Below are 23,088 nucleotides of genomic sequence, written 5' to 3' on the forward strand. Positions count from 1 at the left end.
GCTCCCGGCCCGCCGGTGAACGTGGAAGGGATGGTGGGGGATGACCACAGTGGCGGACCCGACCGGTCGGCGGCGGTCGTCGTGAACGGCGCCGGCGGCGGTCCTCCGGTCCAGGAGTCGTACCGGCTGCGCCGTGACGCGGAGCTGCGGCTCGGTGAGGACGGCTCGCTGCTGCTGCGGCAGACCCGCTTCCGGCTCACCCTGGAGCGACCCGGCATGGGCCGGCGGGCGCTGCTGCTGCGCCTCGCCGCCGACTGGGTCGGCGACGTCGAGGTCGGCCGGCTGATCAGCGGCCTGGAGGGGGAGAGCCGGGTGCTGCCGGCGCAGTTGCTGCTGCGCCGGCTGCTCGCCCACTCCTGGCTGGAGCGCCGCGTCCAGGTCGACGACCGGGCGCTGCTCGACCTCGTGCCCACCGGGCTGGGCCGGGGCAGCCTGCCGGAGAGCCGCCCGCACACCCCGGGGGTCCGCTACCGGCTCTCCCGCTTCGCCACCCTCCAGCACGATCGGGGGATGCTGGTGGCCGCGTCGTCGCTGAGCACCCTCACCGTCGGTTGCGCCGACGCCGCCCTCGGCGCGGTGCTGGCCGCCGCCGTGCCGGGCCTCGGACCCGACACGGTGGCCCGCATGCTCGGCGTGCAGCCGGAGGCCGCCGGGCGGGTGCTCGACGAGCTGGCCACCGCCCGGATCCTGGTCACCGACGCCGAGTACGAGGCGGAGCACGACGACGCGCCGCTCGCCTACTGGTCGCCGGAGGAGCTGCGGCTGCACCACCGCTCCCGGGCCGGCCGGCACGCGCTGCCGGTGGGCGGCACCTACCGGATGCGGGAACGCTTCGCGCCGCAGCCGCTGCGCCGCCCGTACGACGGGGGCCGGGCGGTCGAGCTGCCGCTGCCCGACCTGGCGACGATCGCCAAGGCGGATCCCGCGTTCAGCCAGGTCGTCGCGGACCGGCGCAGCGTGCGCGAACACGACGACACCTCGCCGCTGCCCCTGGAGCGGCTGGCCGAGTTCCTGTACCGGTCGCAGCACACCACGGTCGTCGGCGAGGCCGGTGGACAGGAGGTGGGCCACCGGCCCTACCCGGGCGGCGGCGGCGTCTACGAGCTGGAGATCTATCCGCTTGTCGCACGCTGCGCCGGGCTCGACCCCGGGCTCTACCACTACGACGGCGTCGGGCACCGGCTGGAGCCGGTCGCCGGCTGGGGCGCGGCCGCCGACCGGCTGCTGGCGTACGCCCGGGCGGCCGGCGCCATGCCCCGGCCGCCGCAGACGGTCCTGGTGGTCACCGCCCGGGTCCAGCGGCTGATGTGGAAGTACGAAGGGATGAGCTACGCCATGATTCTCAAGGACGCGGGTGTGCTGACCCAGCAGATGTACCTCGTCGCCACCGCCATGGGGCTGGCGCCGTGCGCCCTCGGCGCCGGGGACTCCCAGGCCTTCGCCGAGTTGTCCGGGCTCGATCCGCTCGTCGAACCGAGCGTGGCCGACTTCCTGCTCGGCTCCCGCCGTCCCGCCGACACGGGGGCCCGGCCGTGAAGTTCCGGCGGCAGGCGCTGCGTCAGCTGGAGGCGCCCGAGCAGCTCGACCGCGCGGTCCGGCTGACCACGGTGCCGAACTGGCTGGCCACCGTGGCGCTGGTCATCGTCGTGGTGGCCGCCGGGGTCTGGTCGGTGCGTACCGTGGTGCCCCGGACCGTCGAGGCCGCCGGGGTGCTGATCCACTCCAACGGGATCTCCGCCCTCGACGCGCTCGACAGCGGCCAGGTCACCAAGGTGTGGGCGTCGCCGCACCAGCGGGTCACGAAGGGCACGCCCCTCTACAGCCTGCGCACCATGGACGGCAAGGTGCGGGTGGAGAACGCGCCGGGTGACGCGTACGTCGTGGCCTGGCTGGTCTCGGAGGGCGAGATCGTCACCCCCGGCACGCACCTGGCCGACCTGGAACGGCTCGACACCGCCGGGGACGCGTTGCAGGCCGTCGTCTACGCTCCCGCCGTCGCCGCGCCCCTGCTGCAACCGGGCGTACCCGTCGAGGTGGCCGCCGCGGCGGCGCCCCGCAACGTGTTCGGCACCCTGGCCGGCCGGGTGACCACCATCGGCGCCTTCCCGGAGACCGAGGCCTCGCTGCGCGCCTTCCTGGGCACCGGGCCGGACGTCCGGCGGCTGCTCGCCCGGGGCAGCGTGGTCCGGGTGACAGTCACCCTGGAGCCCGACCCGGCGGCCCCGGGTGGCCTGCGCTGGACCAAGTCCCCGCCGCCGTTCCAGCTCAACTCGGCCAGCGAGGTCACCGCCTGGTTCACAGTGGACCAGGAACACCCGATCGACTGGTTGCTGGGACGATGAGCGCGCCCCCGACCGCCGCCACCGGAACGCCGGAGCCTCCCCGCATCCGGCGTCGACGGGTCCGTACGCCCACCCTGATCCAGATGGAGGCGGTGGAGTGCGGCGCCGCCGCGCTCGGCATCCTGCTCGCCCACCACGGCCGGCACGTACCCCTGGAGGAGCTGCGCCGGGTGTGCGGGGTGAGCCGGGACGGCTCCACAGCGGCCACTGTGCTCCGGGGCGCCCGCCGGTACGGGATGGTGGCGAAGGGCTTCCAGATGGACCTGGCCGGCCTGGCCACGGTGGCGCTGCCGGCGGTGCTGTTCTGGCGGTTCGAGCACTTCGTGGTGCTGGAGGGGCTCGGCCGCAAGGTCTTCATAAACGATCCGGCCACCGGCCCCCGCGCGGTGAGCTGGGAGGAGTTCGACGGCGCCTTCACCGGCATCGTGCTCACCATGGAGCCCGGCCCGGAGTTCCGGCCGGGCGGCACCCGCTACCGGCTGGTGCGGGCGCTGGCCGAACGGTGGCGCGGCCCGGGCTCGGCGATCGCGCAGATGCTGCTGCTCGGCCTGCTGATCGCCGTGGTCGGCTTGACCATCCCGGTGATGGCGAAGGTCTTCGTCGACCGGGTGCTGCTCCAGGAGGACCGGGCCGCGTTCGCCGGCCTGGTGGCGGCGGTGGCGGTGGCCACCGTGCTGACCTTCCTGGCCGGCCTGCTCCAGCAACGCCTGACCGTACGCGCGGAGACGGCGCTCGCCCTGAGCAGCGCGGCCCGGTTCTTCCGACATCTGCTGCGGCTGCCGCCGGCCTTCTTCGACCAGCGGCAGGCCGCCGACCTCAGCCAGCGGGTCCGGGGCAACGAGGTGGTCGCCGAGGTGCTCACCCGCCGCGCGGCCACCACGGTGGTGGACACCGGCCTGGTGCTGGCGTACGGGGCGCTGCTCTGCCAGTACGACCTGCTGCTCGGACTCTGCGCGGCGGTCCTCGCCGGGCTGAACGTGAGCGTGCTGCGTTACGTCGCCTCGACCCGGTCGACAGCCGTCGCCGGACTCCAGGCGGACCGCAGCAAGCTGGTGACCACCGTCTACACCACGGTCCAGATGATCGAGACGGTGAAGGCCGGCGGCGAGGAGGAACGCGCCGTGGCCCGGTTCGCGGCGCGCCACGCCACAGTCGCCACCCGCCAGCAGCGGCTGGGGGTGCCCACCGCTGTGCTCTCCGTCCTGCCCGCGTTCCTCGCCTCCGGGACCACCGCCGTGCTGCTGGGGCTGGGCAGCCGGCAGGTGGTGGCGGAGGCGATGAGCGTCGGCGTGCTGGTCGGCATGCAGAGCCTGGCCGCCGCGATGAACCGGCCGTTGGGCAACCTGACCGCGCTGGGCTCGCGGCTGCAGGACATGAGCGCCGACCTCAACCGGCTGCGGGACGTGGAGCGGTACCCGCTGCCGTCGGCCGGGGACCGGCCCGCGGGGCCGTTGGCGCCGATGGAGGGGCACCTGCGCATCGAGGACGTGACCTTCGGCTACAACCCGCTGGGCCGGCCGCTGCTGGAGAACTTCAGCCTGGACCTGCCGCCGGGTGCCCGGGTGGCGCTCGTCGGGCGGTCGGGCAGCGGCAAGTCGACAGTGGGCCGGCTGGTGGCCGGGCTCTACCGCCCGTGGACCGGGCGGGTCACCGTGGACGGCCTCGAACGGCCGGGGACCGACGACGGCCTCTGGGCGGCCACGGTGGCCATGGTGGACCAGGACCAGCGGCTGTTCGAGGGCACGGTGCGGGACAACGTCACCATGTGGGACCTCACAGTCGCGGACGAGGACGTCGTCACCGCGCTGACCGACGCCTGCCTCTACGACGAGGTGGCGGCCCGGCCGGGCGGCCTGGCCAGCCCGGTACGGGAGAACGCCCGCAACTTCTCCGGCGGGCAGCGGCAGCGGCTCGAGATCGCCCGCGCGCTCGTCCGCAATCCCCGGGTTCTCGTGCTCGACGAGGCGACCAGCGCGCTGGACGCCGAGACCGAACGCCAGATCGACAGGCACCTGCGGCGGCGGGGGGCGACCTGCCTGATCGTGGCCCACCGCCTGTCCACGGTCCGCGACTGCGACCTGATCGTCGTGCTGGACGGCGGCCGGGAGGTGGAGCGCGGCACCCACGAGCAACTGGTCGCCCGCGACGGCGCGTACGCGCGCCTGGTCCGGGACCACTGACCACGACGACCCGAGGAGACGCTGATGAGCGGCGCGGTGGAGAATCCCTCGCCCGGCAATCTGATCGGCTTCTGCGCCGACGGCGTACGCCAGGTCTGCCGGCTCGACGACACGGTGGCGGGCTGGCTGGTGACCGGCGGCGAGGCCGACCTGTTCGCGGTGCGCCGGGCCGGGACGAACCCGTCGCGCCGGCACCACGTGGCCCGGCTGCCGGCGGGTGGCCTGGTGCCGACGTCCACCGCGATCGGTGTGTGGCAGCTGATCCTGGTGCCGCTGCCCGGCACGGACCTGCGCGGGCTGTCCCGGCCCCACCTGTCGCTGCTGGAGCGGCAGGTACGGCCCGGCCTCCCGGCGGACGAGGAGGTGTCGCCGCGGGCGCGGCGCGCCGCGGCGGAGCTGGTCGCGGCGGTGGACCTGGTGCTGGTGGCCGTCGCCGACGCGCTGCGCCGCGGGCAGGCGCCCCGGGAGGCGTCCACCCTGAGCGGGCGCGAGATCGTGTCGCTGGCACAGGGGAGCGCCCTCGTCTCCACCGGCGGTGCCTGGTGGCTGCGCAGCGCCGGCGGGCAGTTGCGCCGCAACGACGGCGGTCCGGCGGAGATGTCGGGGGAGCGGGAGCTGTTGCTGGTCGCCGAGCGGGACTGGGTGGTGGCCGAGTCGCCGTGCGCGGTGGAGAGCCACGGCAGCTGGGACCTGCTGGTCAGCGGTCAGCTCCGGTCGGCGGTCGACCAGCACGTGGTGCGGCTGCTGCGGATGGTGGAGACCCGCGTCGAGGAGGCCGACGCGGCCCTGCTGAGCGGCGTGGAGCGGCGCCGGCAGATCGACGCCGAGGTGCTCGCCGCGGCGGCCCGCCGGTCGCTCGGGGTGATCGGCGCGGGCGGTGCGCTCCCGGTTCCGGACACCGAGGCCGGCTTCGACAGGTACGGGCGGGCGGCCTCGGTGGTCCGGGTGGTCACCGAGGGGATGGGCAGCCCGGTCAACGAGCCGGCCGACCGCAGCGGCGCGCCACTTGACGACCGGGTGGCGGTGCGTGCGGTGTCCCGGGCGTCCAGCCTGTTCCTGCGCGAGGTGCGGCTTCCGGACCGGTGGTGGCGGCGGGACCTGGGGCCGCTCGTGGGGTGGCGGACCGGCGACGACCCGTCCCGTGCCGTCGCGGTGCCGCTGGTGTTCCGCCGGGGCCGCTACCACCACGTCGACCCGGAGACCCGGGCGTACGGGCCGATCGACGCGACGGTCGCCGCGACGTTCGCCGCCGAGGCGACCCAGGTGCAGGCGCCGCTGCCGCAGGCCGCCCGGATGCGCCACCTGCTGCGGGCCGGGCTCGTCGGTGCGGCCCGCGACGTGCGCGGGCTGCTCGTCGCCGCCGCCTGCGTGGCGCTGCTGGGCCTGGGCGTGCCGCTGGCCACCGGCGAGGTGCTGGGCCAGTTGGCCCGGCAGGGCGAGGTGGACGGCCTGTTCGGTTTCCTCGCGCTGATGCTCAGCGCCGCTGTGGTCGCGGGACTGGTCGGCGTGGTGCAGAACCTGCGGCTGCTGCGGTTGGAGGGCCGGTTGCAGTCCGGCGCGCACCTGGCGCTCTGGGACCGGCTCATGCGGCTGCCCGCCCGGTTCTTCACCGGTCGCAGCAGTGGTGAGATCGCCAACTCGATGTTGGGGATCTCGTTCGTCGGCGAGGCGCTGAGCGCGCTGCTGCCGCAGCTCGTCTCCGCGGCCGCGACCGTCGCGGTGACCCTCGGCCTGCTCCTGGTGGTCGAGCCCGTGCTCGGGCTGTGGGGGGCGGGGATCGTCGCCGTCACCATGCTGGCCTTCGGCGCGTTCGCCGTCCTGATCGTCCGCCGGCAACGGATCGCGCTTCCGGCCGAGCACCGGGCGGCGGCGATGACCAACCAGTTGCTCGGGGGAATCGTCAAGATCAAGGTGGCGGCCGCCGAGGCCCGGGCGCACGCCCGCTGGTCGGAGGTGGCCGCGGTGGCCCGGGCGGCGCTGCAACGGGTCCGGCAGAGCCAGGCGGGCCTGGTCGCGTTCGCCACGGTGCTCCCGGTCGCCGGTCAACTGGTCCTGTTCGCCGTGCTGATGGGACCGCTCGCCGGCCGGGTCACGCCGGCCGACTTCTTCGTCCTCAACGTCAGCTTCGCGATGCTGCTCGGCGCGCTGCTCGTGCTGGTGTCGGCCGGGGTCGAAGTGATCGCGGCGGTGCCCCGCCTGGGCGGCCTGCGGGACATCCTGCGCGCCGACCCCGAGGCCCGGCCGGACCGGGTGGACCCGGGCGAGCTGCGCGGTGAGGTCGCACTGCACCGGGTCACCTTCGCCTACCAGCCGGACGAGCCGCCGGTGCTCGTCGACATCGACCTGCACGTGCGCCCGGGTGAGTTCGTCGCCATCGTCGGGCCGAGCGGCTGCGGGAAGTCCACACTGCTCCGGTTGCTGCTCGGTTTCGAACGCCAGCAGCAGGGCGCGGTGCTCTACGACGGCCAGGACCTCGCCGAACTCGACGTGCACGCGGTCCGCCGGCAGTGCGGGGTGGTCCTGCAGGACGGCCAGCTCTTCGCCGGCTCGGTGCGGGACAACATCTGCGGCGCCGGCAGCTTCCCGCTGGACCAGGTCTGGGAGGCGGCGCGGATGGCCGGCCTCGCCGACGACCTGGAGGCGCTGCCGATGGGGATGAGCACCATGGTGCCGTTCGGCGGCGGGACGCTCTCCGTCGGGCAGCGTCAGCGGGTGCTGATCGCCCGCGCGCTGGCTCCCCGGCCCCGGATCATCTTCCTCGACGAGGCGACGAGCGCGCTGGACAACCGGACCCAGGAGGTGGTCACCAGGAGCACCGCGGACCTGGCCGCGACCCGGCTGGTGATCGCCCACCGGCTGTCCACGGTCCGCGCGGCGGACACCATCGTGGTGCTCGAAGCGGGGCGGATCGTCCAGCGGGGCACCTACGACGAGTTGATGGACCAGCCCGACGGGCTGTTCCACCGGCTGGCGCGACGGCAACTCGTGGACCAGCCGGAACGGTCCGACGCCGTGGTGGAGAGCCGGCAGCCGGACGGGCAGCCCGCGACGGGCTGAGGGCCGGTCAGCCGTTGTCGATGACCGCGCCGTCCTCCACGCACACGTCCGTGCCGAGGTGGTTCTCCAGCAGTTCCGCGATGTGCGCCTCGGCCTGGTTCTCCACGGCCAGCCGGAACGCCTCGGTGAGCACGCCGACCACGCCCTGGGTCAACAGCAGGGTCTCCCGGTCGAGGTCGGCCCAGGACGATCGGTTGCCGCTGCGCACCAGCTCCGGCGCGAGGGCCAGCAGCCGGGCGGTGACGGCGGCGACCAGATCGTCGGCGACCGGCCGGAGGCTGTCCAGCACCTCGCTGAGGGTCTGCAACGCCGGCACCGTGCCCACCCGTACCCGATGCAGGTCCAGGGCGGCGCGCAGCGGACGTGGCCGGGAGGTGCGGACGGTGCCGTCGTCGGCTCGTCCGATCACGCCGTGCCGGCTCAGCGCATGGGCCAGCGCGGGACGGTCGGCGGCCAGGCGCTGCAGCATCGCGGTCAGCCCGTCCGGCGCCTCGTCACCGGCCCGGACCCCGAGCATGGCCTCGATGGAGACCAGGTTGAAGCCCTGCCGCTGCAGGGCGAGGATCGCGTCCAGCCGGCGGACGTGGGAGTCGTCGTAGAGCGCGGCCCGGCCGTGCCGAACCGGTGGGGGCAGCAGCCGCCGGGCCTGGTGGGCGCGGATGTTGCGCGGCGACATGCCGACCTTGCGGGCGAGTTCGTCCACGCTGTACCCGGCCGGGCCGCCGGGTGTCGTCGTCACCTCGTCGATGGTCACGGTGGCCTCCGGCAGCACTCGGTGACGGAACACGGCAGCCGCCGGACCGCTGTCACGGTGGGCGATCCGACGATCGCAGCGTAGGTGCGGGCGCCGCGCGGGTGACAGGCGAGGAATTACTACTTGTTCACACTGATGACAATCATTAGAATCGCCAATCCGCGTCACGCCGTTGATTTCCATTACCCGGCTTTCGCCGCGGCGCGGACCTGTCGCGGCCGCATTCGATGAAATTCCCACTCGTCGGGCGGGCCGGAACGGCCGGTGGCCCACGATGAATCGGAACCGGCGGCCCGGACCCTCCCGCGCTGCCTGTCGCCGCCCCCGGTGTCGTCGTGGGCGGCCGACCGTCGAAGGGAGCAGGGGTGTGACAAATGTCGATCGAGCGGTCTTCGTGGCCGCGTACAGCCGGCTGGTCGCCGACGTCTGGGCCGACCCGGCCAAGGAGCAGGCGCTCGACCGGGACCCGCGGGGGTTCCTCGCCGGCTACGGCCTTCACCTGCCCGAAGAGGTGCAGGTCCGGGTGGTCCGGGACGTCGCCGACGCCGATCCGGACCTCGAGGTGCAGGTCAAGTCGTGGGAGCTGGCGGAGTCCAGCGGCGCCTTCGTGCTCTTCGTGCCCTCGCTGCTGCCGGTGGCCGAGGCGGAGCTGGCCGAGGACGAGCTGGACAGCGTCGTCGCCGGCCTGGACTCCAGCTGCGCGTGCTGCTGCCCGTGCTGCTGCACCTGACACCGATGTCTGCCGCCCGCCGGCCGGCACGGCAGATTCTGATGGCAGTCAGCGGAAATCCTTGATTGCCGAACCTCGATCTTCCTAGCGTTCTCGCCACAGCAATTAACCGCCCGGCCCGCAGCCCCAGGAAAGGACCGAACGATGAGCAACGACGAGCAGGAATACGGCGCGAGATTCGTGACCAAGTACTCGGAACTGGTCACCGCGGTGTGGCGCAGCGACGAGGAACTGCAGCGGCTCCTCGCCGACCCGACCGGCTACGCGACGGCGGCCGGCCTACCGGTCGCCCCCGGCGCCACCGTCGAGGTCGACCGCGCCCAGCCCGCCACGCTCTACACCAAGGAGCAGATCGTCGCCGACTGGTCCGGTACGCCCGGCCGGCACGTGCTGCACGTGCCCGAGGTGCCGCTGGTCGACCTCAACGAGCTGACCGAGGCCGAGCTGGAGACCGTCGCCGGTGGCGTGGCGCCGGCGGCCGACAACAACGTCAACATCATCGCCGTCCTCATCGTCTGAGTTCCCCTCCGCACCCCGCCGGGAGCCTCGATGACTGACACGACCGAGACCATCGCGTTCCGATCCGGCACCTACCGGACGGCCACTGTGGAGCAGACCTGGGCACGGGTCGGCGGCATGCTCGACCGGTTCCGGATCACCCGGGTCGCCGACATCACCCGGCTCGACGAGATCGGCCTACCGGTGCACGTCGCCTACCGGCCGGTCGGAGCCACCATGGCGGTGAGCGTCGGCACCGGCGCCACGGCGACGCAGTCCCGGGTCAGCGCGGTGATGGAGAGCATCGAGTCCTGGCATGCCGAGAACCTCCGGCCGGGGACCGCCGTCCGGTCCCCGGCCGAGGCGCTCGACCTGCCGTACGACGTCCGGTGGCTGCACCTGGCGGAGCGGTCGCCCCTGACCCCCGCCGTCGAACTCGACTGGGTGGCCGGCCGTGGGCTGGTGACCGGAGCGCCCTGCCTGGTGCCGCGCGCCACGATCGAACTCGACTTCACCGTCCGGCGGGGCTGGGACCGCGCCCTGTTCACCCCCAGCAGCAACGGGCTGGCCACCGGCAACACCTTCGCCGAGGCCAGCCTGCACGCCCTGCTGGAGGTCGTCGAGCGCGACTGCATCGCCCCGTACTGCACCTCGCCGCTCGCCGAGCGCACCTACACCGACCCGGGCACCGCCACGAACGCGATGACCCGCACCGTGCACGAGGCGCTGGTGCGGGCCGGCTGCTGGGTGGAGGTCTGCGACATCACGAACGCGGTCGGCGTGCCCTGCTACGCCGCCTCGATCTGGTCCCCCGACCTGCCGGTCACCTTCGGCGGCTTCGGCTGCCACGTGGATCCGGAGATCGCTGTCGGCCGGGCCATGTCGGAGGCGGCACAGTCGCGGCTGGTCATGGTCTCCGGGGCCCGGGACGACATCGACGCCACCGCGTACCACGACGTCGGCGCGCCGCCGGTGCCGCCACCCACCGTCGACCGGCCGGTCCGGCCGGTCCGCCGCGACCCCCCGCCCGCCGGGGACGTGACCCAGGTGCTGCGCGAGCTCGCGTCGCGGGTGCAGCGGATAACCGGCGTCGAGCCGTTCAGCGTCGACCTGACGCACGACGACATCGGCATCCCGGTGAGCAAGGTGTTCGCCCCCGGCCTGCGGATGTTCGACGAGCGGGCCCTGAGTACCCGACCAGGAGTGCCCCGTGACTGACGTCGTCTTCATCGGTCCGAGCCTGCCGGCCGACGAGGTCGGCCGGCTGCTGCCCGACGCGGTGGTGCTGCCGCCCGTCGCGCACGGCGACCTGCTCCGCCTGGACGTCGGCCCCGGCGACCGGGTCCTCGTCGTCGACGGGTTCTTCCTGCAACACCCGCCCGTACGCCACCGGGAGATCCTCGACCTGCTCGACCGCGGGGTGACAGTGGCCGGCGCGGCCAGCATGGGTGCGCTGCGCGCCGCCGAGCTGTGGCCGTTCGGCATGCGTGGCGTGGGCGAGGTGTTCCAGCTCTACCGCGACGGTGTCGTCACCGGCGACGACGAGGTGGCGGTGGTGCACGGGCCCGCCGAGGAGGGCCACCGCACGTTGAGCGAGCCGCTCGTGAACATCCGGGTCGAGCTGCGCCGCGCCGTCGCCGCCGGGGTGCTCGGCCAGGCCGAGGCCACGCTGTTGCTCGACGTCGCCCGGGACCTGCCGTTCCGGCGGCGGTCGTACCGCGCGCTGGAGCGCTCCGCGCCACCCGGGGCCGCGGCCGTGGTGGACCGGTTCCTGACCTGGCGCCGGCACGACCCCTGGGACGCCAAGGGCGCCGATGCGCGGCTGCTGCTGTCGATGGCGGCGGCAGACGCGCCGGAGCTGTGCCCGGCGCACGCCGGCGACCAGCCGATCGACAACCTCCACACCCGCTTCCTCGACAGCTGGCGGTCGCGGTTCGCCGGGAAGTCGGTCGGTGGGCACTGGGTCAGCGACCGGGACGCCGCGGCGGTGCTGATGCTGCTGCACCCCGAGGCGCCGGCCTGGCACCGGCGTGGGGTGCTGGCCGGGCTGGCCGAGGTCGACATCGCCGACCCGGCGGTCGAGGAACGCGCCCACCAGGCGGCGTGCGAGCGCGGCCTGACCGGCACGGCGCCGGGTGGGTGGGACTGGCTCACCGACCGGGAACGGGGCATCGGCGACCGCGAGGCGGTGCTGCGGGTGCTGGTGCGGGCGTTCGGCACCACGCCGTACCGCAGCCTGGCGCTGTGGATGGTCGCGGCGCCGCTGCGTACCCCCGCGTTGCTCGCCGCGGCGCGGCAGGTCGCGGCGACCGCGGCGTCGCTGAACGAGACGCTCGTCCCGCGTACGACGGGACACCGCCGCCCGGGCGGCCGGCTCCACTTCCGCACCGAGGTGGTCGACGAGTGCTTCGCGCGGTTGTGGGGCTGCGACGCCGACGGGCTGGAGTCGGCGGCGTGGGACCGGGGCTTCGACGGCCTGGCGTCGTTCCGGTACGCCGCCGAGCCGCTCGTGGCGTACGTCAAGGCGTTCGGCGCCCCGCGACTGCCGGCGGTGGCGCAGGGCGCGCAGGAGGACATTCCGGCCGGTTGCACGGCCCAGGTCGGCTGAGGAGGCGTCGATGAGCGGAACGGTGAAGGCGGCACTGGTCTACCCCCCGCTGACCGACCCCACCTCGGGGTACCACTCCCTGAACTACCTCGACTCGTACGCCCGGGCACAGGGGCACCGGCCGGCGGAGATCATCGACGCCAACATCGAGGCGTTCCACCACTCGTACACGCCGTCGGCGTACGAGTGGCTGCGACGGGAGCTGTCCCGGTCCTCGACCGACGACCTCAGCGGCCCGGACGCGCTGATGGCCCGGGCGAACCACCTCGGCCTGCCCGGCCCCGATCCGGAGCGGCTGCGCCGGTCGATCGGGGTGTTGCAGGATCCGAACCTGTTCTACGACTACCGGCACTACCAGGACGCGGTCGAAGGCGTGATCTCCTGGATGGACGCGCTCGGCGCGGTCGGGTTCCCCGGGCAGTTCCGCGCCGGCTTCCGGCTGCAGCCACCGCCGATGATCTCGATCGGCTCGGTGGCCGCGCTGACCGACGAGGCGCTGCTCGGCCGGCTCAACAAGCCCTTCCAGCCGTACTACGAGGACGTGCTGATCCCGCGGCTGGCCGCCGGTGGCCACCAGGTGATCGGGATCAGCGCCACCTATCAGTGGCAGCTTCCGTTCGCGCTCTGGATCGCCCGGCTCGTCCGCCGGGCCTGCCCGGACGTCTTCCTCGTCGCGGGTGGCACGGAGATCTCCGACGTCTGGAAGTGCGCCAGCAGACCCGAGTACGTCTTCCAGGTGCTCGCCGACTTCGACGCGATCGTGGTCGGGGAGGGGGAGAGCGCGTACACGGAGATCCTGGACGCGGTGGCGACCGGCACCCTGCCGGCCGGGCACCCCAACGTCCGCCTGCACCCCAAGTACGGCCGCCAGCGCCAGCTGCCCCTGCGCTACGAGCGTCTGGCGCAGGTGCCGGTCCCGGACTTCTCCGGTCTGCCCTGGGACCTCTACCTCAGCCCGGAACGGTTCGTCTACTACTCGCCGACCCGCGGCTGCTACTGGAACAAGTGCACGTTCTGCGACTACGGCCTGAACACCGACGGCCCGACGAGCCCGTGGCGGCAGGACACGGTCGGCAAGATGATCACGGACGTCACCGAGCTGTCGAAGTTCGCCAAGTTCATCTACTTCTCCGTGGACGTGCTCGCTCCCGCGACCATCCTGCGCTTCGCCGAGCAGGTCGTGGAGCGCGGGCTCGACTTCCGCTGGGGCGCCGAGATCCGGCTGGAGAAGTACTGGTCGGACGAGCGCTGCGAGCTGCTGCGGCGCAGCGGATGCGTGGCCGTGTCGGTCGGTTTCGAGTCCGGCAACCAGCGCATCCTCGACCTGATCGACAAGGGCACCAGACCGGAGCAGGTACGGCGCACCATGACCGCGATGACGAAGGCCAACATCGGCGTGCAGATGATGGGCTTCACCGGCTTTCCCACCGAGACCCGCGAGGAGGCGCTGGACAGCATCGCGTTCCTGCGCGACAACCCCGACCTGTGGACCCTCGGCGGGCTCGGCGACTTCATGCTGACCCCGGGCGCCATCGTCGCCAAGGAGCCGGACCGGTTCGGCATCACGAACGTACGGCCGGTGGAGGGTTCGGACATCGTCCGGATGCTCCGGTACGACGAGCCGGTGACCGAGGCGGCGCAGGCCGAGGTCGCCCGGGCCAAGGCCGACCTCAACCCGGGACACTTCCACCGTCCCTGGCTGGGCAGCACCGACACCCCGCACACGTTCTTCTACCACGACCGGTACGGCACCGCGGTACGTGGTGTGCTCGCCCACGACCGGGTGCGGCACGACACCGACGACCGGACCGAGTTCCTCGCCAACGGCGCGTTCGTGGACCGCGACGACGAGCAGGTCTGGGACGCGTACCGGCGGATCCGGTCCGACGAGCAGGAGGGCGTCCCCGGCGACCTGCCGGCGAACCGGCACCTGTTCCGCCGCACCGACGGCCAGGTGTTCGCGCTCAACCGCAGCAGCCGTCTGTTCCTGGACCTGTTCAGCACGCCGCTCACGCTCGCCGAGGCGCAGCGTCGGCTCTGGATCGTCGAACCGGCGGTCGCCGACCGGGTCTGGCGCACGTTCATCGGGCAGCGGCTGATCCGCCGGCACCAGCTCCCGGCCCCGGCCCGGCCGACGCGGTGACCCGAGCGCCGGTCGGGCCGGCGCACCCCGCCGAGTGGGATTTTGCACTCCCAGTGCACTTGTCTCCGGTTTCGCTGCTGCCTAGCGTCAGGCCATGGCTGACTCGTGGACGTTCGCTGTGGCCCGTGACGACCTCTCCCGCACCACGCTCGCCGACGGCGCGGCGCCCGCCCTCGCCGACGGGGAGGCGCTGCTGCGCGTGGACCGGGTCGGCCTGACCGCCAACAACGTGACGTACGCGGTGCTCGGCGAGGCGATGCGCTACTGGGAGTTCTTCCCGCCCGAGCCGCGCGGGCTCGACCGGCGGTGGGGACTGCCGCCGCTGTGGGGCTTCGCCGAGGTGGTTGCATCCACAGTGTCAGGAGTTGAGCCGGGCGTGCGGGTCTACGGCTACCTGCCGCCCGCCGGCCACCTGGTGGTACGCCCGGAGCGGGTGGACGGGACCGGCTTCCGGGACGCCAGCCCGCACCGGGCCGGGCTGCCCTCGCCGTACAACTCCTACCGGTCGACCACCGGCGACCCCGCGTACCGGGCGGAGCAGGAGGACCTGCTGATCCTGTTCCGGCCGCTGTTCTTCACCTCGTTCATGCTCGCCGACCAGGTCGTCGACAACGACTGGTACGGCGCGGAATCGCTGGTGCTGTCGTCGGCGTCGAGCAAGACGGCGTACGCCGCCGCGTTCGAGCTGCACGGCCGCGGCCATCGCCTGATCGGGCTCACCTCACCCGGCAACCTCGCCTTCACCAGGTCGCTCGGCTGCTACGACGATGTCCTCGCGTACGACGACATCGCGGCGCTCGACGTCGTGCCGACGGTCTACCTCGACCTGTCCGGCGCGCCCGCGCACCGGGCCGCCCTGCGGGCCCACCTCGGCGACCGGCTCGTCCGGGACATCGCCGTCGGCCTGACCCGGCAGACGCCGAACGCCGACGCCGCCGAGGAGGTCTTCTTCGCGCCGGTCCAGATGCGCAAGCGCAGCCGGGACTGGGGCCGCGACGGCCTCGACGTCCGGTTCGCCGACGCCTGGCAGCGGTTCTCGCAGGTGGTGAGCGGATGGCTCGACGTGCGGGCCGGCGCCGGTCCGGAGGCGCTGCGGGACGCCTGGCTCGACGTCCTCGCCGGCCGTACGCCGCCCCGGGTGGGCCACGTCGTGCAGCTCTGAGAGCGTCAGCGGTCGAGGTAGGCGGACAGGCCGCCGAGCTCCTCGTTGGCGATGAAGACCGAACGGACGTTGATGACGGCTTCCTCGACGTGCACCGGGCAGCCCCACGCCGAGTCGCCCCACGAGTCGGCGACCTTGATCTCGGCGGGCGCGGCGCAGCCGTCGCTGCCGCCGAGCTGACACCGCTCGGGGCGGGGAGTGGCGGCCTGCGCGGCGGCGGCGGCGCGCAGCCGGGCGGTGAGTTCCGCCGCTGCGGCGGCGCGCTGTTCCGCCTCGGCCCGTAGCTCCCGCTCCGCCCGCACCACCCGGGCCAGCTCGTCGTGGGCGGCTCGCGCGCGGGCGTCCGCTTCGGACTTCGCCTGTTCGATGTGGTGACGTTCGATGGCCAGGGCGGCGGTGCCGGTGAAGACCCGGGCGAGGGCCAGATCGGTGTCCCGCGGGACGCGCGGGGTGCGGTGGTACATGGCGAACGTGCCGAGCAGGCTGCCGTCGCGGGCCAGGATCGGCGTGGACCAGCAGGCGGCGAGTCCGGCCCGCTCGGCCAGATCGCGGAAGTCGGCCCAGAACGGGTCGGTGGCGATGTCGGTGACGACGACCGGCTCCCGCCGGTGCGCGGCGGTGCCGCACGATCCGACGCCCTCACCGGTGGCGATCCCGTCGATGGCCTCGTTGTAGAAGTCGGGCAGGCTGGGCGCGGCGCCGTGGCGCAGGTGCCGGCCGTCGGCGTCGGCGAGCAGGACGGAGACGAGCACCTCCTGCGGCGCGAGGTTCTCGATGCAGCGGGCCATCCCGTCGAGCACCTCGGTCAGGGGCGCCTGCCGGGCGATCTGCTCCAGCATGGCGCGGTGTTCGGCCATCAGCCGTTGCGCGTGCTTGACCTGCGTGGTCTCCACTCCGATCACGCGGATCCCGGTCACCGTGCCGGCGGGGTCGCGGCGCGCCTCGTAGGTGAAGTCGAAGAACGCCTCCCGCGCGTGCGAGCCGGTGCCCAGCATGATCCGGGCGTCGTGACCGGTGTAGGACTCGCCCGTCCGGTAGACCTCGTCCAGCAGGGCGATGAAGCCCTGGCCGTCCAGTTCCGGCATCAACTCGGCGAGCGGAACTCCGGTACGTGCGCGTTCCTCACCGATGGCGGCGAAGAATGCCGGGTTCGCCGCCTCCACCACGTGCGTCGGCCCGGCGAGCGCCGCGAAGACGGCGATGGACTTGCCGAACAGCGTCCGCAGGTCCTCGTCCGCCGGCCTGGGTAGGTCCTGGCCTGATAGCGCCGTCATGCCTGGTCTTCCTCCCGCCGCTTCGTCGACCGTCGCAAGATTACGGGTCAGTGACCGACGTTCACATCTTGGCATCGACGTCCGCCTCCGTTACCGTCGTGGGAACGCTCCCACGAACTTAGATACGTCGATGTGATCAGGAGGAAACACGTCGTGGCTATCCTCTCCGCCCGCCGCAGGTCAGCGGCCATCAGCGTGGCGGCCGTAGCGGGTCTCGCCGCCGCCGGCGTCGGCCTCGCCGTCGGCGGCGCGTCCGCCGGCACCGTGTCCGGATCGCTCTACCGCGACCCGTCCTCGGCAGTCGTCCGCTGGGTCGCCGCCAACCCGGGCGACTCCCGCGCCGCCGTCATCCGCGACAAGATCGCCAGCCAGCCGCAGGCCCGCTGGTACGCCAACTTCAACCCGTCGACCATCCAGTCCGAGGTCTCCAGCTTCATCGGCGCCGCCAACTCGGCGCAGCAGATCCCGGTGCTGTCGGTGTACGAGATCACCAACCGCGACTGCGGCGGCGCCAGCGCCGGTGGAGCGCCGGACCTCAACCAGTACCAGACCTGGGTGTCCAACTTCGCCCGCGGGCTCGGCAACCAGACGGTCCTGATCATCCTGGAGACCGACTCGCTGGCCCTGCAGACCTGCCTGAGCACCAGCGAGCTGAACGCCCGCAACCAGGCGCTCACCACGGCGACCCAGACCATCAAGTCGGCCAACCCCAACGCCAAGGTGTACCTCGACGGCGGCCACTCCACCTGGAACAGCGCGAACGACACGGCCAACCGGCTCCGCGCGGCCGGCGTGCAGTACGCCGACGGCTTCTTCACCAACGTGTCGAACTTCAACCCCACGTCCAGCGAGGCGAACTTCGGCCGGGCCGTCATCTCCGCCCTCAACGGCATGGGCATCTCCGGCAAGCGGCAGGTCATCGACACCAGCCGCAACGGCGGAGCGGCCGGGGACTGGTGCGCCGACGACAACACCGACCGGCGCATCGGGCAGTACCCCACGACGAACACCGGCGACGCCAACATCGATGCGTACCTCTGGGTGAAGCCGCCGGGTGAGGCGGACGGCTGCCGCTACACGGCCGGTTCGTTCCAGCCGGACCTGGCCTTCAGCCTGGCCAACGGCGCGCCCAACCCGCCCACCACCGCGCCGCCGACGACCAACCCGCCGACCACTGCTCCGCCCACCACCGCGCCGCCGACGACCGCGCCGCCGACCACGGCGCCCCCGACCACGCCGCCGCCGGGCGGTAACGGCTGCTCCGCGTCGGTCGCGATCAACCAGTGGAACGGCGGCTTCACCGCGAGCGTGAACGTCACCGCCGGCTCGGCGAGCATCAACGGCTGGACCGTGACCGTCGCGCTGCCCGGCGGCGCGGCGATCACCGGCACCTGGAACGCCCAGGCCAGCGGCACCAGCGGCACCGTCCGGTTCACGAACGTCGGCTACAACGGCCAGGTCGGCGCCGGGCAGACGACCAACTTCGGCTTCCAGGGCACCGGCACCGGTCAGGGCGCGACGGCCACCTGCGCCGCCTGACCCGCACGACACCTGCGGGCCCGGCACGGAGGAACACTCCTCCGCGCCGGGCCCGTCCCCGTGCTCCTGGTCGACGTGGCTCGCCCAGGCGGCCGACGGGGGTTAGGCTGTCGATGCGGGATGTCGACGGCTGATCGCCGACCCCCTGCCCTTCCCACGGTTTCCCAGCCGCGACGACTGAGTCGAGTGCTGCCGTGCAGATTCCCTTGGAGCACGACGTGCCCGACAAGACGTTCGCCCTGAATCCCTTCAGCATCGAGGGGGGCAGGGTCACCGACGAGGAGCGCAGTCCGGCCGCGGACATCAGCGCCGCCTCCATGACCCGCCTGCGCAGCCCGTTCGCCGCGGAGGAGCCCGCCCGCGAGCGGGGCCTGGAGTCCACCGCGCGCTGACGACGAGAGTCACGCCGGCGCGTGGCGCCGCGCTCTCCTCAGGTTGAGGGCCAGCTCCTCACGGTTCTGGTGCGCGTGCCGGATCCACGCGGGCTGACCCGGGCCGGTGCGCCACGATTCGCTCAGCGGGCTGTTGTCCACGGTGTCGAAGCCGAACTGGTCGTACAGCCGCGTCACCAGAGCAACCGCCTCCGGGAAGTTGCTGGAGACGGAGAGCGCCAGCCGGTCACTGGCGCCCGCGGGCCGGGCGGAGGTGAGCAGGCGGGGCGCCTGGATGTGGGTGAATGCCTTGGCGACCTTCGACGCGGGAAGCTGTTCCTGGCGTAGCTCGTGGACCGTCTTCTCGCCCGAGTCGAGGACCGGGATGTTCCCGTCGCGCCAGACCATGTAGTTGTTCGTGTCCAGGACGATCTTGCCCGCGAGTTCCTCGGCCGGCATGTCGTTGACGACCTTCAGAGGTACGGCGACGACGGCGAAGTCGCCCGCCGCCGCGGCCTCCCTGGCGTACGCCGCCCGCGCCGACGGACCCAGCTCGGTGACGAGGCCCGCCAACGTCTCGGGCCCGCGCGAGTTGGCGATGACGACCGAGTACCCGGCCGCGATCGCCGCCCGTGCGATCTGGCTGCCGACCTCGCCCGCGCCGATGATGCCGATGGTTGTCATGGGTTCCCCTCCCGGCTGTCGGTCGCGGCTACCAGTTCAGGTGCCCGAACTCGTCCTGGAGCGTCCCGGTCGGGCCGTCCGTGGGCAGCGTCGCCAGACGTACGACGATCCGGGCGCTCTCGGCCGGTGACCTGCCGCCGCCGAGCGCGGCGGTCATGTCGGTGGCGGTGAAGCCCGGCTCGACCGCGTTGAACTTGATGCCCGGCTGGGACCGGGCGTACTTGAGGGTGATCATGGTGGCGGCCGCCTTGGACGCCGAGTAGAGCGGGAACCCGAGATCGAACTCCGGCCGGTCGGGATTGTTCGTCGCCCAGAAGGAGCCCGCGCTGCTCGACACCGTGACCACCGTGGGGTTGGCGGATCTGCGCAGCAGGGGCAGTGCCGCCTCGGTGACCCGGATGATCCCGACCACGTTGGTGTCGAACACCCGCAGCGCTGTGGGTCCGTCCACGGTGCCGTCCTCGGCGACGCCCGCGTTGTTCACCAGGACGTCGAGCCGGCCGTGGCCCGCGTCGATGGTCGACAGGGCCTCGGTCACCGAGGCGTCGTCGGTCACGTCCAGGTGCAGGAACCGCGCGCCCGACGCCGCCGCCGCTTCCTCGCCCTTGCGCTTGTCGCGCGCCCCGACGTAGACGATGTGCCCCAGGTCCAGAAGCTGCCTGGCGGTCGCGAAACCGATGCCCTTGTTCGCGCCGGTGATCAACGTGACGGTCATGCGTCTCCCTCGGTCTTTTGTACTGATCGGTTGTGACGTCACCGTAGCAAGGTTCTGTACCGATCGGTTGGTGCGCTGCGTCACTTCTGTACCGAGCGGTAGAGTAGGTGCATGGGCACTTCGACACCGGGACGGCCGCGAGCCTTCGACGAGCAGACGGTCCTCGACCGGGCCGCCGAGGTCTTCTGGCGGCACGGTTACGAAGGCGCGTCGCTCAGCTCCCTCACCAGCGCCATGGGCATCAACCGGCCGAGCCTGTACGCCACCTTCGGCAGCAAGGAGGAGCTGTTCCGGCGTGCCTTCGCCCGCTACCACGAGACCAACCTGGCCAACGCCCGCGCCGCACTAGAACAACCCACCGCGTACGCCGCCGTGGAGAGCTTCCTGCGCGCCAGCGCCGACGCGCTCACCGCCGACGACCACCCCGCCGGCTGCCTCTCCATCCAAGGAGGGCTCTCCTGTTCCCCGGAGAACACCCGCATCTCCGAGATGCTGGCCGCCGGCCGGGCCGCCACCGAGACCGCTCTGGAGGAACGGCTGTCCCGCGCGGCGAAGGAAGGCGACCTCCCGGAAGGCGTCGACAGCCGGGCGCTCGCCCGGTTCGTGATGGCGCTCAGCGAGGGCCACGCCGTGCACGCCGCAGCCGGCGCGAGCCGCGAAGACCTCCAGGCCTCGGTCGACGTCGCGATGCGGGTGCTCAACCTCGTACCCGGCCCGGCGACCCCCACCTGATCTCAGGAGAACCGATGCGGGAGGACGAACTGCGGGACCTGGTGCGGCGCAGCCCCTGGCTGATCCGGGCGCTGGGCGTCGTTCGGGACTGCGGCCTCCCGGAGGCCTGGATCGGCGCGGGCGTCATCCGCGACCTCGTCTGGGGCGAGCGGTACGGCCACGGGTTCGACCCCTCGTCCGTGCGCGACGTCGACGTGGTCTTCCTCGACCCGGCGGACCTGAGCCGCGACAACGACGACCGGGCCACCCGGCGACTGGTGGTGGGCTGGTCGGATCCGCCGTGGGAGGCGAAGAACCAGGCCGCCGTGCACACCTGGTATCCCGCCAAGTTCGGCGGTGGCCCGGTGGCACCGCTGCGCACCGTCGCCGACGCGGTCGCCACCTGGCCCGAGTACGCCACCGCCGTGGCTGTACGCCTCGACACGTACGACGAGATCGCGGTGTGTGCGCCGCACGGCCTCGACGACCTGCTCGACGGCGTGTGGCGACGCAACCGGGCCCGGGTCAGCCCGGAGATCTCCCGGCAGCGACTGGCCCGTCACCGCCCCGCCGAACGCTGGCCCGGCGTCCGCGTCGTGACCTGAGCCGGTGCTCGCCCGGCTCAGCGCGGGCCCAGCCCGGTTCGCCCGTCGACGAGTTCGCGCACGACATCCAGGTGGCCGGCATGTCGGGCGGTCTCCTCGATGACGTGCAGAACAATCCGACGCAGGTCAGTGGTCTGCGACGCCAGCGGCTCCTCCGGGTGCCGGCCGACTGGTTCCGCCGTCAACGGCGCCGCGGCGATGATCGCGTCGGAGATCCGGCACTGGTCGCGATAGAAGTCGAAGACCTGGTCCGGCGATCGAGACGTGCGCAGCGGTGTGTTCTCGTCCGGCCAGGGCAGTGGCTCCACCGAACCGCGAAAGACCTCCTGGAACCAGTGGCGCTCCGCGTGACCGAGGTGCTCCACCAGGCCGAGCGGCGACCAGCCGGAGGGCAGGACGGACGTCCGCAGCGCGGTCGGGTCCAGATCAGCCAGGATGGCTCGGACGCTGGCTCGCTGATATCCGAGGAACTCGCACAGCGTGGCCTTCTCTGTATCGATCTTCGTCACGCCGGCAGGCTAGCGGCCGACGCCGACACTTCCGGGACCGTTGTGGTCTTCGATGAGGTGCGCGGTGGGCTCAGCCGCCGGCGCGGCCCGCACGTGCCTGCTGGGACACACCGCTGACCCTGACGGCGGTCGACCAGAAAATCTGGGTCGGAACGACTAGACATCCTCTGCAGCGTGGAATAATCTTCTTCGAGTCGAGAGAGAAGATCCGTCAAGACGCAGACGGGGCCGCCCGGCCGTGAGGTCACGACGGACGGTGAGAAGCGGAATTCGTTCCGCCTGGAACGGCAGTAGGAGCACGTCAGCCCCAACGTGTGACGCACGATGGGGCACGCAGGTGGGGCCAAGGCTTGCTCAGGGCTCCAGCTGATGTTCGCCGCACGTGTCGGGGCCATGAAGTCGCGTGGGTTCCGGCGCCGGCGGACCGTACGACCGCAAGGGTGAGAAGTAGCAGAGGAAAGGGAGGGCCGTACACCGTTGGATCGCCCGCCAGCAGCTGTCATTCCAGGCTCGGCGGACACCGCAGTTTCCATCGAACGAGAGGTGGTCTCCGGTCACGCATATGCGATCCTCGCACCCGAAGCCTTCGATGGCTGGTGCGGATACGACAAGCCGACTTTCCTGTCGGTAGATGGTGTTCTGACCCGTTAACCCTGGGCCCCGGCGCTTATGCGCCGGGGCCCTCGATGTGGAGGTGACATGGGGCGAAACCCCGACGACATGTTCGGCGACGAGAACACTCCGGCCTACACCATCGGTCAGGCCGCAGAGATGCTCGGCACCACGCAGGACTTCCTGCGCCGCCTGGACGAGGCGAAACTGATCAACCCGCACCGCTCTGCCGGCGGGCACCGCCGCTACTCCCGCTACCAGTTGCGCCTGGCCGCCCGGGCCCGCGAGATGGTGGATCAGGGCACCGCACTGGAAGCCGCCTGTCGGATCATCATCCTGGAAGACCAGCTTGAGGAAGCCCTGCGGCAGAACGAGAAGCAGTAGCGTGGGCCACGGCGGCAGACTGGCCGGCCCGCTCCCGGCTCGGTCCTGGTAGCACGTACTCCTGCTTGCGCGCCTCTTCGTATCCCGGCCATCGGCCGGGATGTTGCTGTTCGTAACCGGCGGTCGAGGCGGCTGTCGGCCGCCGGTGGCCGAGCACGGCGTGGATCCGGGCACGCCTCCGCAGGGAAGCAAGCTCAGTGACTCCGGTCC

The 23,088-nt window shown here is 72.5% G+C and carries 20 protein-coding genes; 15 read left to right on the forward strand and 5 right to left on the reverse strand.

Annotated elements, in window-relative coordinates; all coding sequences use genetic code 11:
- The first annotated feature begins 30 nt into the window (after positions 1–30).
- The 4 genes from PVK74_RS24145 to PVK74_RS24160 are packed head-to-tail and all read left to right on the forward strand — an operon-like array spanning position 31 to position 7,579.
- Entirely contained in the window at positions 31–1,536 is a 1,506-nt protein-coding gene (locus PVK74_RS24145) for a SagB/ThcOx family dehydrogenase (protein WP_274477282.1), read from the forward strand.
- Positions 1,533–2,342: an HlyD family efflux transporter periplasmic adaptor subunit gene (locus PVK74_RS24150; RefSeq protein ID WP_064448581.1), complete on the forward strand. Its 810-nt coding sequence runs from the start codon at positions 1,533–1,535 to the stop codon at positions 2,340–2,342. The genes PVK74_RS24145 and PVK74_RS24150 overlap by 4 nt, the downstream gene beginning before the upstream one ends.
- A complete protein-coding gene (locus PVK74_RS24155; RefSeq protein WP_274477283.1) occupies positions 2,339–4,522 on the forward strand; it encodes an NHLP family bacteriocin export ABC transporter peptidase/permease/ATPase subunit in 2,184 nt (727 codons plus the stop codon). Before PVK74_RS24150 ends, PVK74_RS24155 begins: the two co-directional genes overlap by 4 nt.
- Positions 4,523–4,546: 24 nt before the next feature.
- Entirely contained in the window at positions 4,547–7,579 is a 3,033-nt protein-coding gene (locus tag PVK74_RS24160) for an ATP-binding cassette domain-containing protein (protein WP_274477284.1), read from the forward strand.
- Positions 7,580–7,586: 7 nt separating this feature from the next.
- Here PVK74_RS24160 and PVK74_RS24165 read toward each other — a convergent pair whose 3' ends face one another.
- Entirely contained in the window at positions 7,587–8,366 is a 780-nt protein-coding gene (locus PVK74_RS24165; protein ID WP_274477286.1) for a MerR family transcriptional regulator, read from the reverse strand.
- 334 nt (positions 8,367–8,700) lie between these two features.
- On the opposite strand from PVK74_RS24165, the gene PVK74_RS24170 reads away from it, so the two are divergent.
- The 6 genes from PVK74_RS24170 to PVK74_RS24195 all read left to right on the forward strand — a co-directional run bounded on the left by PVK74_RS24170 (position 8,701) and on the right by PVK74_RS24195 (position 15,474).
- A complete protein-coding gene (locus PVK74_RS24170; protein WP_124778775.1) occupies positions 8,701–9,063 on the forward strand; it encodes a hypothetical protein in 363 nt (120 codons plus the stop codon).
- Positions 9,064–9,207: 144 nt separating this feature from the next.
- Entirely contained in the window at positions 9,208–9,582 is a 375-nt protein-coding gene (locus PVK74_RS24175) for a hypothetical protein (RefSeq protein ID WP_043327003.1), read from the forward strand.
- Positions 9,583–9,612: 30 nt separating this feature from the next.
- Positions 9,613–10,779 (forward strand): YcaO-like family protein, encoded by a 1,167-nt coding sequence (locus tag PVK74_RS24180; protein ID WP_043327001.1) that lies wholly within the window; start codon positions 9,613–9,615, stop codon positions 10,777–10,779.
- Positions 10,772–12,169, forward strand: coding sequence for a TfuA-like protein (locus PVK74_RS24185; protein WP_274477287.1), 1,398 nt, complete (start codon positions 10,772–10,774; stop codon positions 12,167–12,169). The genes PVK74_RS24180 and PVK74_RS24185 overlap by 8 nt, the downstream gene beginning before the upstream one ends.
- 10 nt (positions 12,170–12,179) lie before the next feature.
- Positions 12,180–14,312, forward strand: coding sequence for a B12-binding domain-containing radical SAM protein (locus PVK74_RS24190; RefSeq protein WP_274477289.1), 2,133 nt, complete (start codon positions 12,180–12,182; stop codon positions 14,310–14,312).
- Between the two features lie 94 nt (positions 14,313–14,406).
- A complete protein-coding gene (locus PVK74_RS24195; protein WP_274477290.1) occupies positions 14,407–15,474 on the forward strand; it encodes a DUF2855 family protein in 1,068 nt (355 codons plus the stop codon).
- A gap of 5 nt (positions 15,475–15,479) precedes the next feature.
- Here the strand turns inward: PVK74_RS24195 and PVK74_RS24200 are convergent, their stop codons facing one another.
- The gene (locus PVK74_RS24200) at positions 15,480–16,748 is read right to left on the reverse strand and encodes a GAF domain-containing protein (RefSeq protein WP_064448575.1); all 1,269 of its coding nucleotides are present in this window, start codon (positions 16,746–16,748) and stop codon (positions 15,480–15,482) included.
- Between the two features lie 153 nt (positions 16,749–16,901).
- On the opposite strand from PVK74_RS24200, the gene PVK74_RS24205 reads away from it, so the two are divergent.
- Together PVK74_RS24205 and PVK74_RS24210 are read left to right on the forward strand one after the other, a co-directional pair.
- Positions 16,902–18,287: a glycoside hydrolase family 6 protein gene (locus PVK74_RS24205; protein ID WP_064448574.1), complete on the forward strand. Its 1,386-nt coding sequence runs from the start codon at positions 16,902–16,904 to the stop codon at positions 18,285–18,287.
- 194 nt (positions 18,288–18,481) lie between these two features.
- Positions 18,482–18,679 (forward strand): hypothetical protein, encoded by a 198-nt coding sequence (locus PVK74_RS24210; RefSeq protein ID WP_274477291.1) that lies wholly within the window; start codon positions 18,482–18,484, stop codon positions 18,677–18,679.
- A gap of 9 nt (positions 18,680–18,688) precedes the next feature.
- Here PVK74_RS24210 and PVK74_RS24215 read toward each other — a convergent pair whose 3' ends face one another.
- A complete protein-coding gene (locus PVK74_RS24215) occupies positions 18,689–19,342 on the reverse strand; it encodes an NADPH-dependent F420 reductase (RefSeq protein WP_274477293.1) in 654 nt (217 codons plus the stop codon).
- A gap of 28 nt (positions 19,343–19,370) precedes the next feature.
- Positions 19,371–20,057, reverse strand: coding sequence for an SDR family NAD(P)-dependent oxidoreductase (locus tag PVK74_RS24220; protein ID WP_274477294.1), 687 nt, complete (start codon positions 20,055–20,057; stop codon positions 19,371–19,373).
- 111 nt (positions 20,058–20,168) lie between these two features.
- Between PVK74_RS24220 and PVK74_RS24225 the strand changes: the two genes are divergently transcribed.
- Positions 20,169–20,789, forward strand: coding sequence for a TetR/AcrR family transcriptional regulator (locus PVK74_RS24225; protein WP_104115840.1), 621 nt, complete (start codon positions 20,169–20,171; stop codon positions 20,787–20,789).
- A 14-nt stretch (positions 20,790–20,803) separates the two neighbouring features.
- Complete coding sequence (locus PVK74_RS24230; protein ID WP_274477296.1) at positions 20,804–21,373, forward strand: nucleotidyltransferase family protein; 570 nt, start codon at positions 20,804–20,806, stop codon at positions 21,371–21,373.
- Positions 21,374–21,390: 17 nt separating this feature from the next.
- On the opposite strand, the gene PVK74_RS24235 is transcribed toward PVK74_RS24230, so the two are convergent.
- Positions 21,391–21,882, reverse strand: coding sequence for a DinB family protein (locus tag PVK74_RS24235; RefSeq protein WP_210884074.1), 492 nt, complete (start codon positions 21,880–21,882; stop codon positions 21,391–21,393).
- A gap of 699 nt (positions 21,883–22,581) precedes the next feature.
- On the opposite strand from PVK74_RS24235, the gene PVK74_RS24240 reads away from it, so the two are divergent.
- Positions 22,582–22,878 carry a helix-turn-helix domain-containing protein gene (locus PVK74_RS24240; RefSeq protein ID WP_043326983.1) on the forward strand — a complete coding sequence of 99 codons (297 nt, stop codon included), beginning with the start codon at positions 22,582–22,584 and terminating at the stop codon, positions 22,876–22,878.
- The last annotated feature ends 210 nt before the right edge of the window (positions 22,879–23,088 follow it).

Origin of the sequence: Micromonospora chalcea (genome assembly GCF_028768405.1) — a bacterium.
Classification (GTDB): domain Bacteria; phylum Actinomycetota; class Actinomycetes; order Mycobacteriales; family Micromonosporaceae; genus Micromonospora; species Micromonospora chalcea.

Excerpts from the sequence above, each read along its gene's own strand:
- PVK74_RS24160 (WP_274477284.1), top strand. The coding sequence starts at position 4,547 with ATGAGCGGCGCGGTGGAGAATCCCTCGCCCGGCAATCTGATCGGCTTC.
- PVK74_RS24240 (WP_043326983.1), top strand. The coding sequence starts at position 22,582 with ATGGGGCGAAACCCCGACGACATGTTCGGCGACGAGAACACTCCGGCC.
- PVK74_RS24200 (WP_064448575.1), bottom strand. The coding sequence starts at position 16,748 with ATGACGGCGCTATCAGGCCAGGACCTACCCAGGCCGGCGGACGAGGAC.
- PVK74_RS24195 (WP_274477290.1), top strand. The coding sequence starts at position 14,407 with ATGGCTGACTCGTGGACGTTCGCTGTGGCCCGTGACGACCTCTCCCGC.
- PVK74_RS24190 (WP_274477289.1), top strand. The coding sequence starts at position 12,180 with ATGAGCGGAACGGTGAAGGCGGCACTGGTCTACCCCCCGCTGACCGAC.
- PVK74_RS24175 (WP_043327003.1), top strand. The coding sequence starts at position 9,208 with ATGAGCAACGACGAGCAGGAATACGGCGCGAGATTCGTGACCAAGTAC.
- PVK74_RS24215 (WP_274477293.1), bottom strand. The coding sequence starts at position 19,342 with ATGACAACCATCGGCATCATCGGCGCGGGCGAGGTCGGCAGCCAGATC.
- PVK74_RS24145 (WP_274477282.1), top strand. The coding sequence starts at position 31 with ATGGTGGGGGATGACCACAGTGGCGGACCCGACCGGTCGGCGGCGGTC.
- PVK74_RS24155 (WP_274477283.1), top strand. The coding sequence starts at position 2,339 with ATGAGCGCGCCCCCGACCGCCGCCACCGGAACGCCGGAGCCTCCCCGC.
- PVK74_RS24230 (WP_274477296.1), top strand. The coding sequence starts at position 20,804 with ATGCGGGAGGACGAACTGCGGGACCTGGTGCGGCGCAGCCCCTGGCTG.
- PVK74_RS24180 (WP_043327001.1), top strand. The coding sequence starts at position 9,613 with ATGACTGACACGACCGAGACCATCGCGTTCCGATCCGGCACCTACCGG.
- PVK74_RS24225 (WP_104115840.1), top strand. The coding sequence starts at position 20,169 with ATGGGCACTTCGACACCGGGACGGCCGCGAGCCTTCGACGAGCAGACG.
- PVK74_RS24220 (WP_274477294.1), bottom strand. The coding sequence starts at position 20,057 with ATGACCGTCACGTTGATCACCGGCGCGAACAAGGGCATCGGTTTCGCG.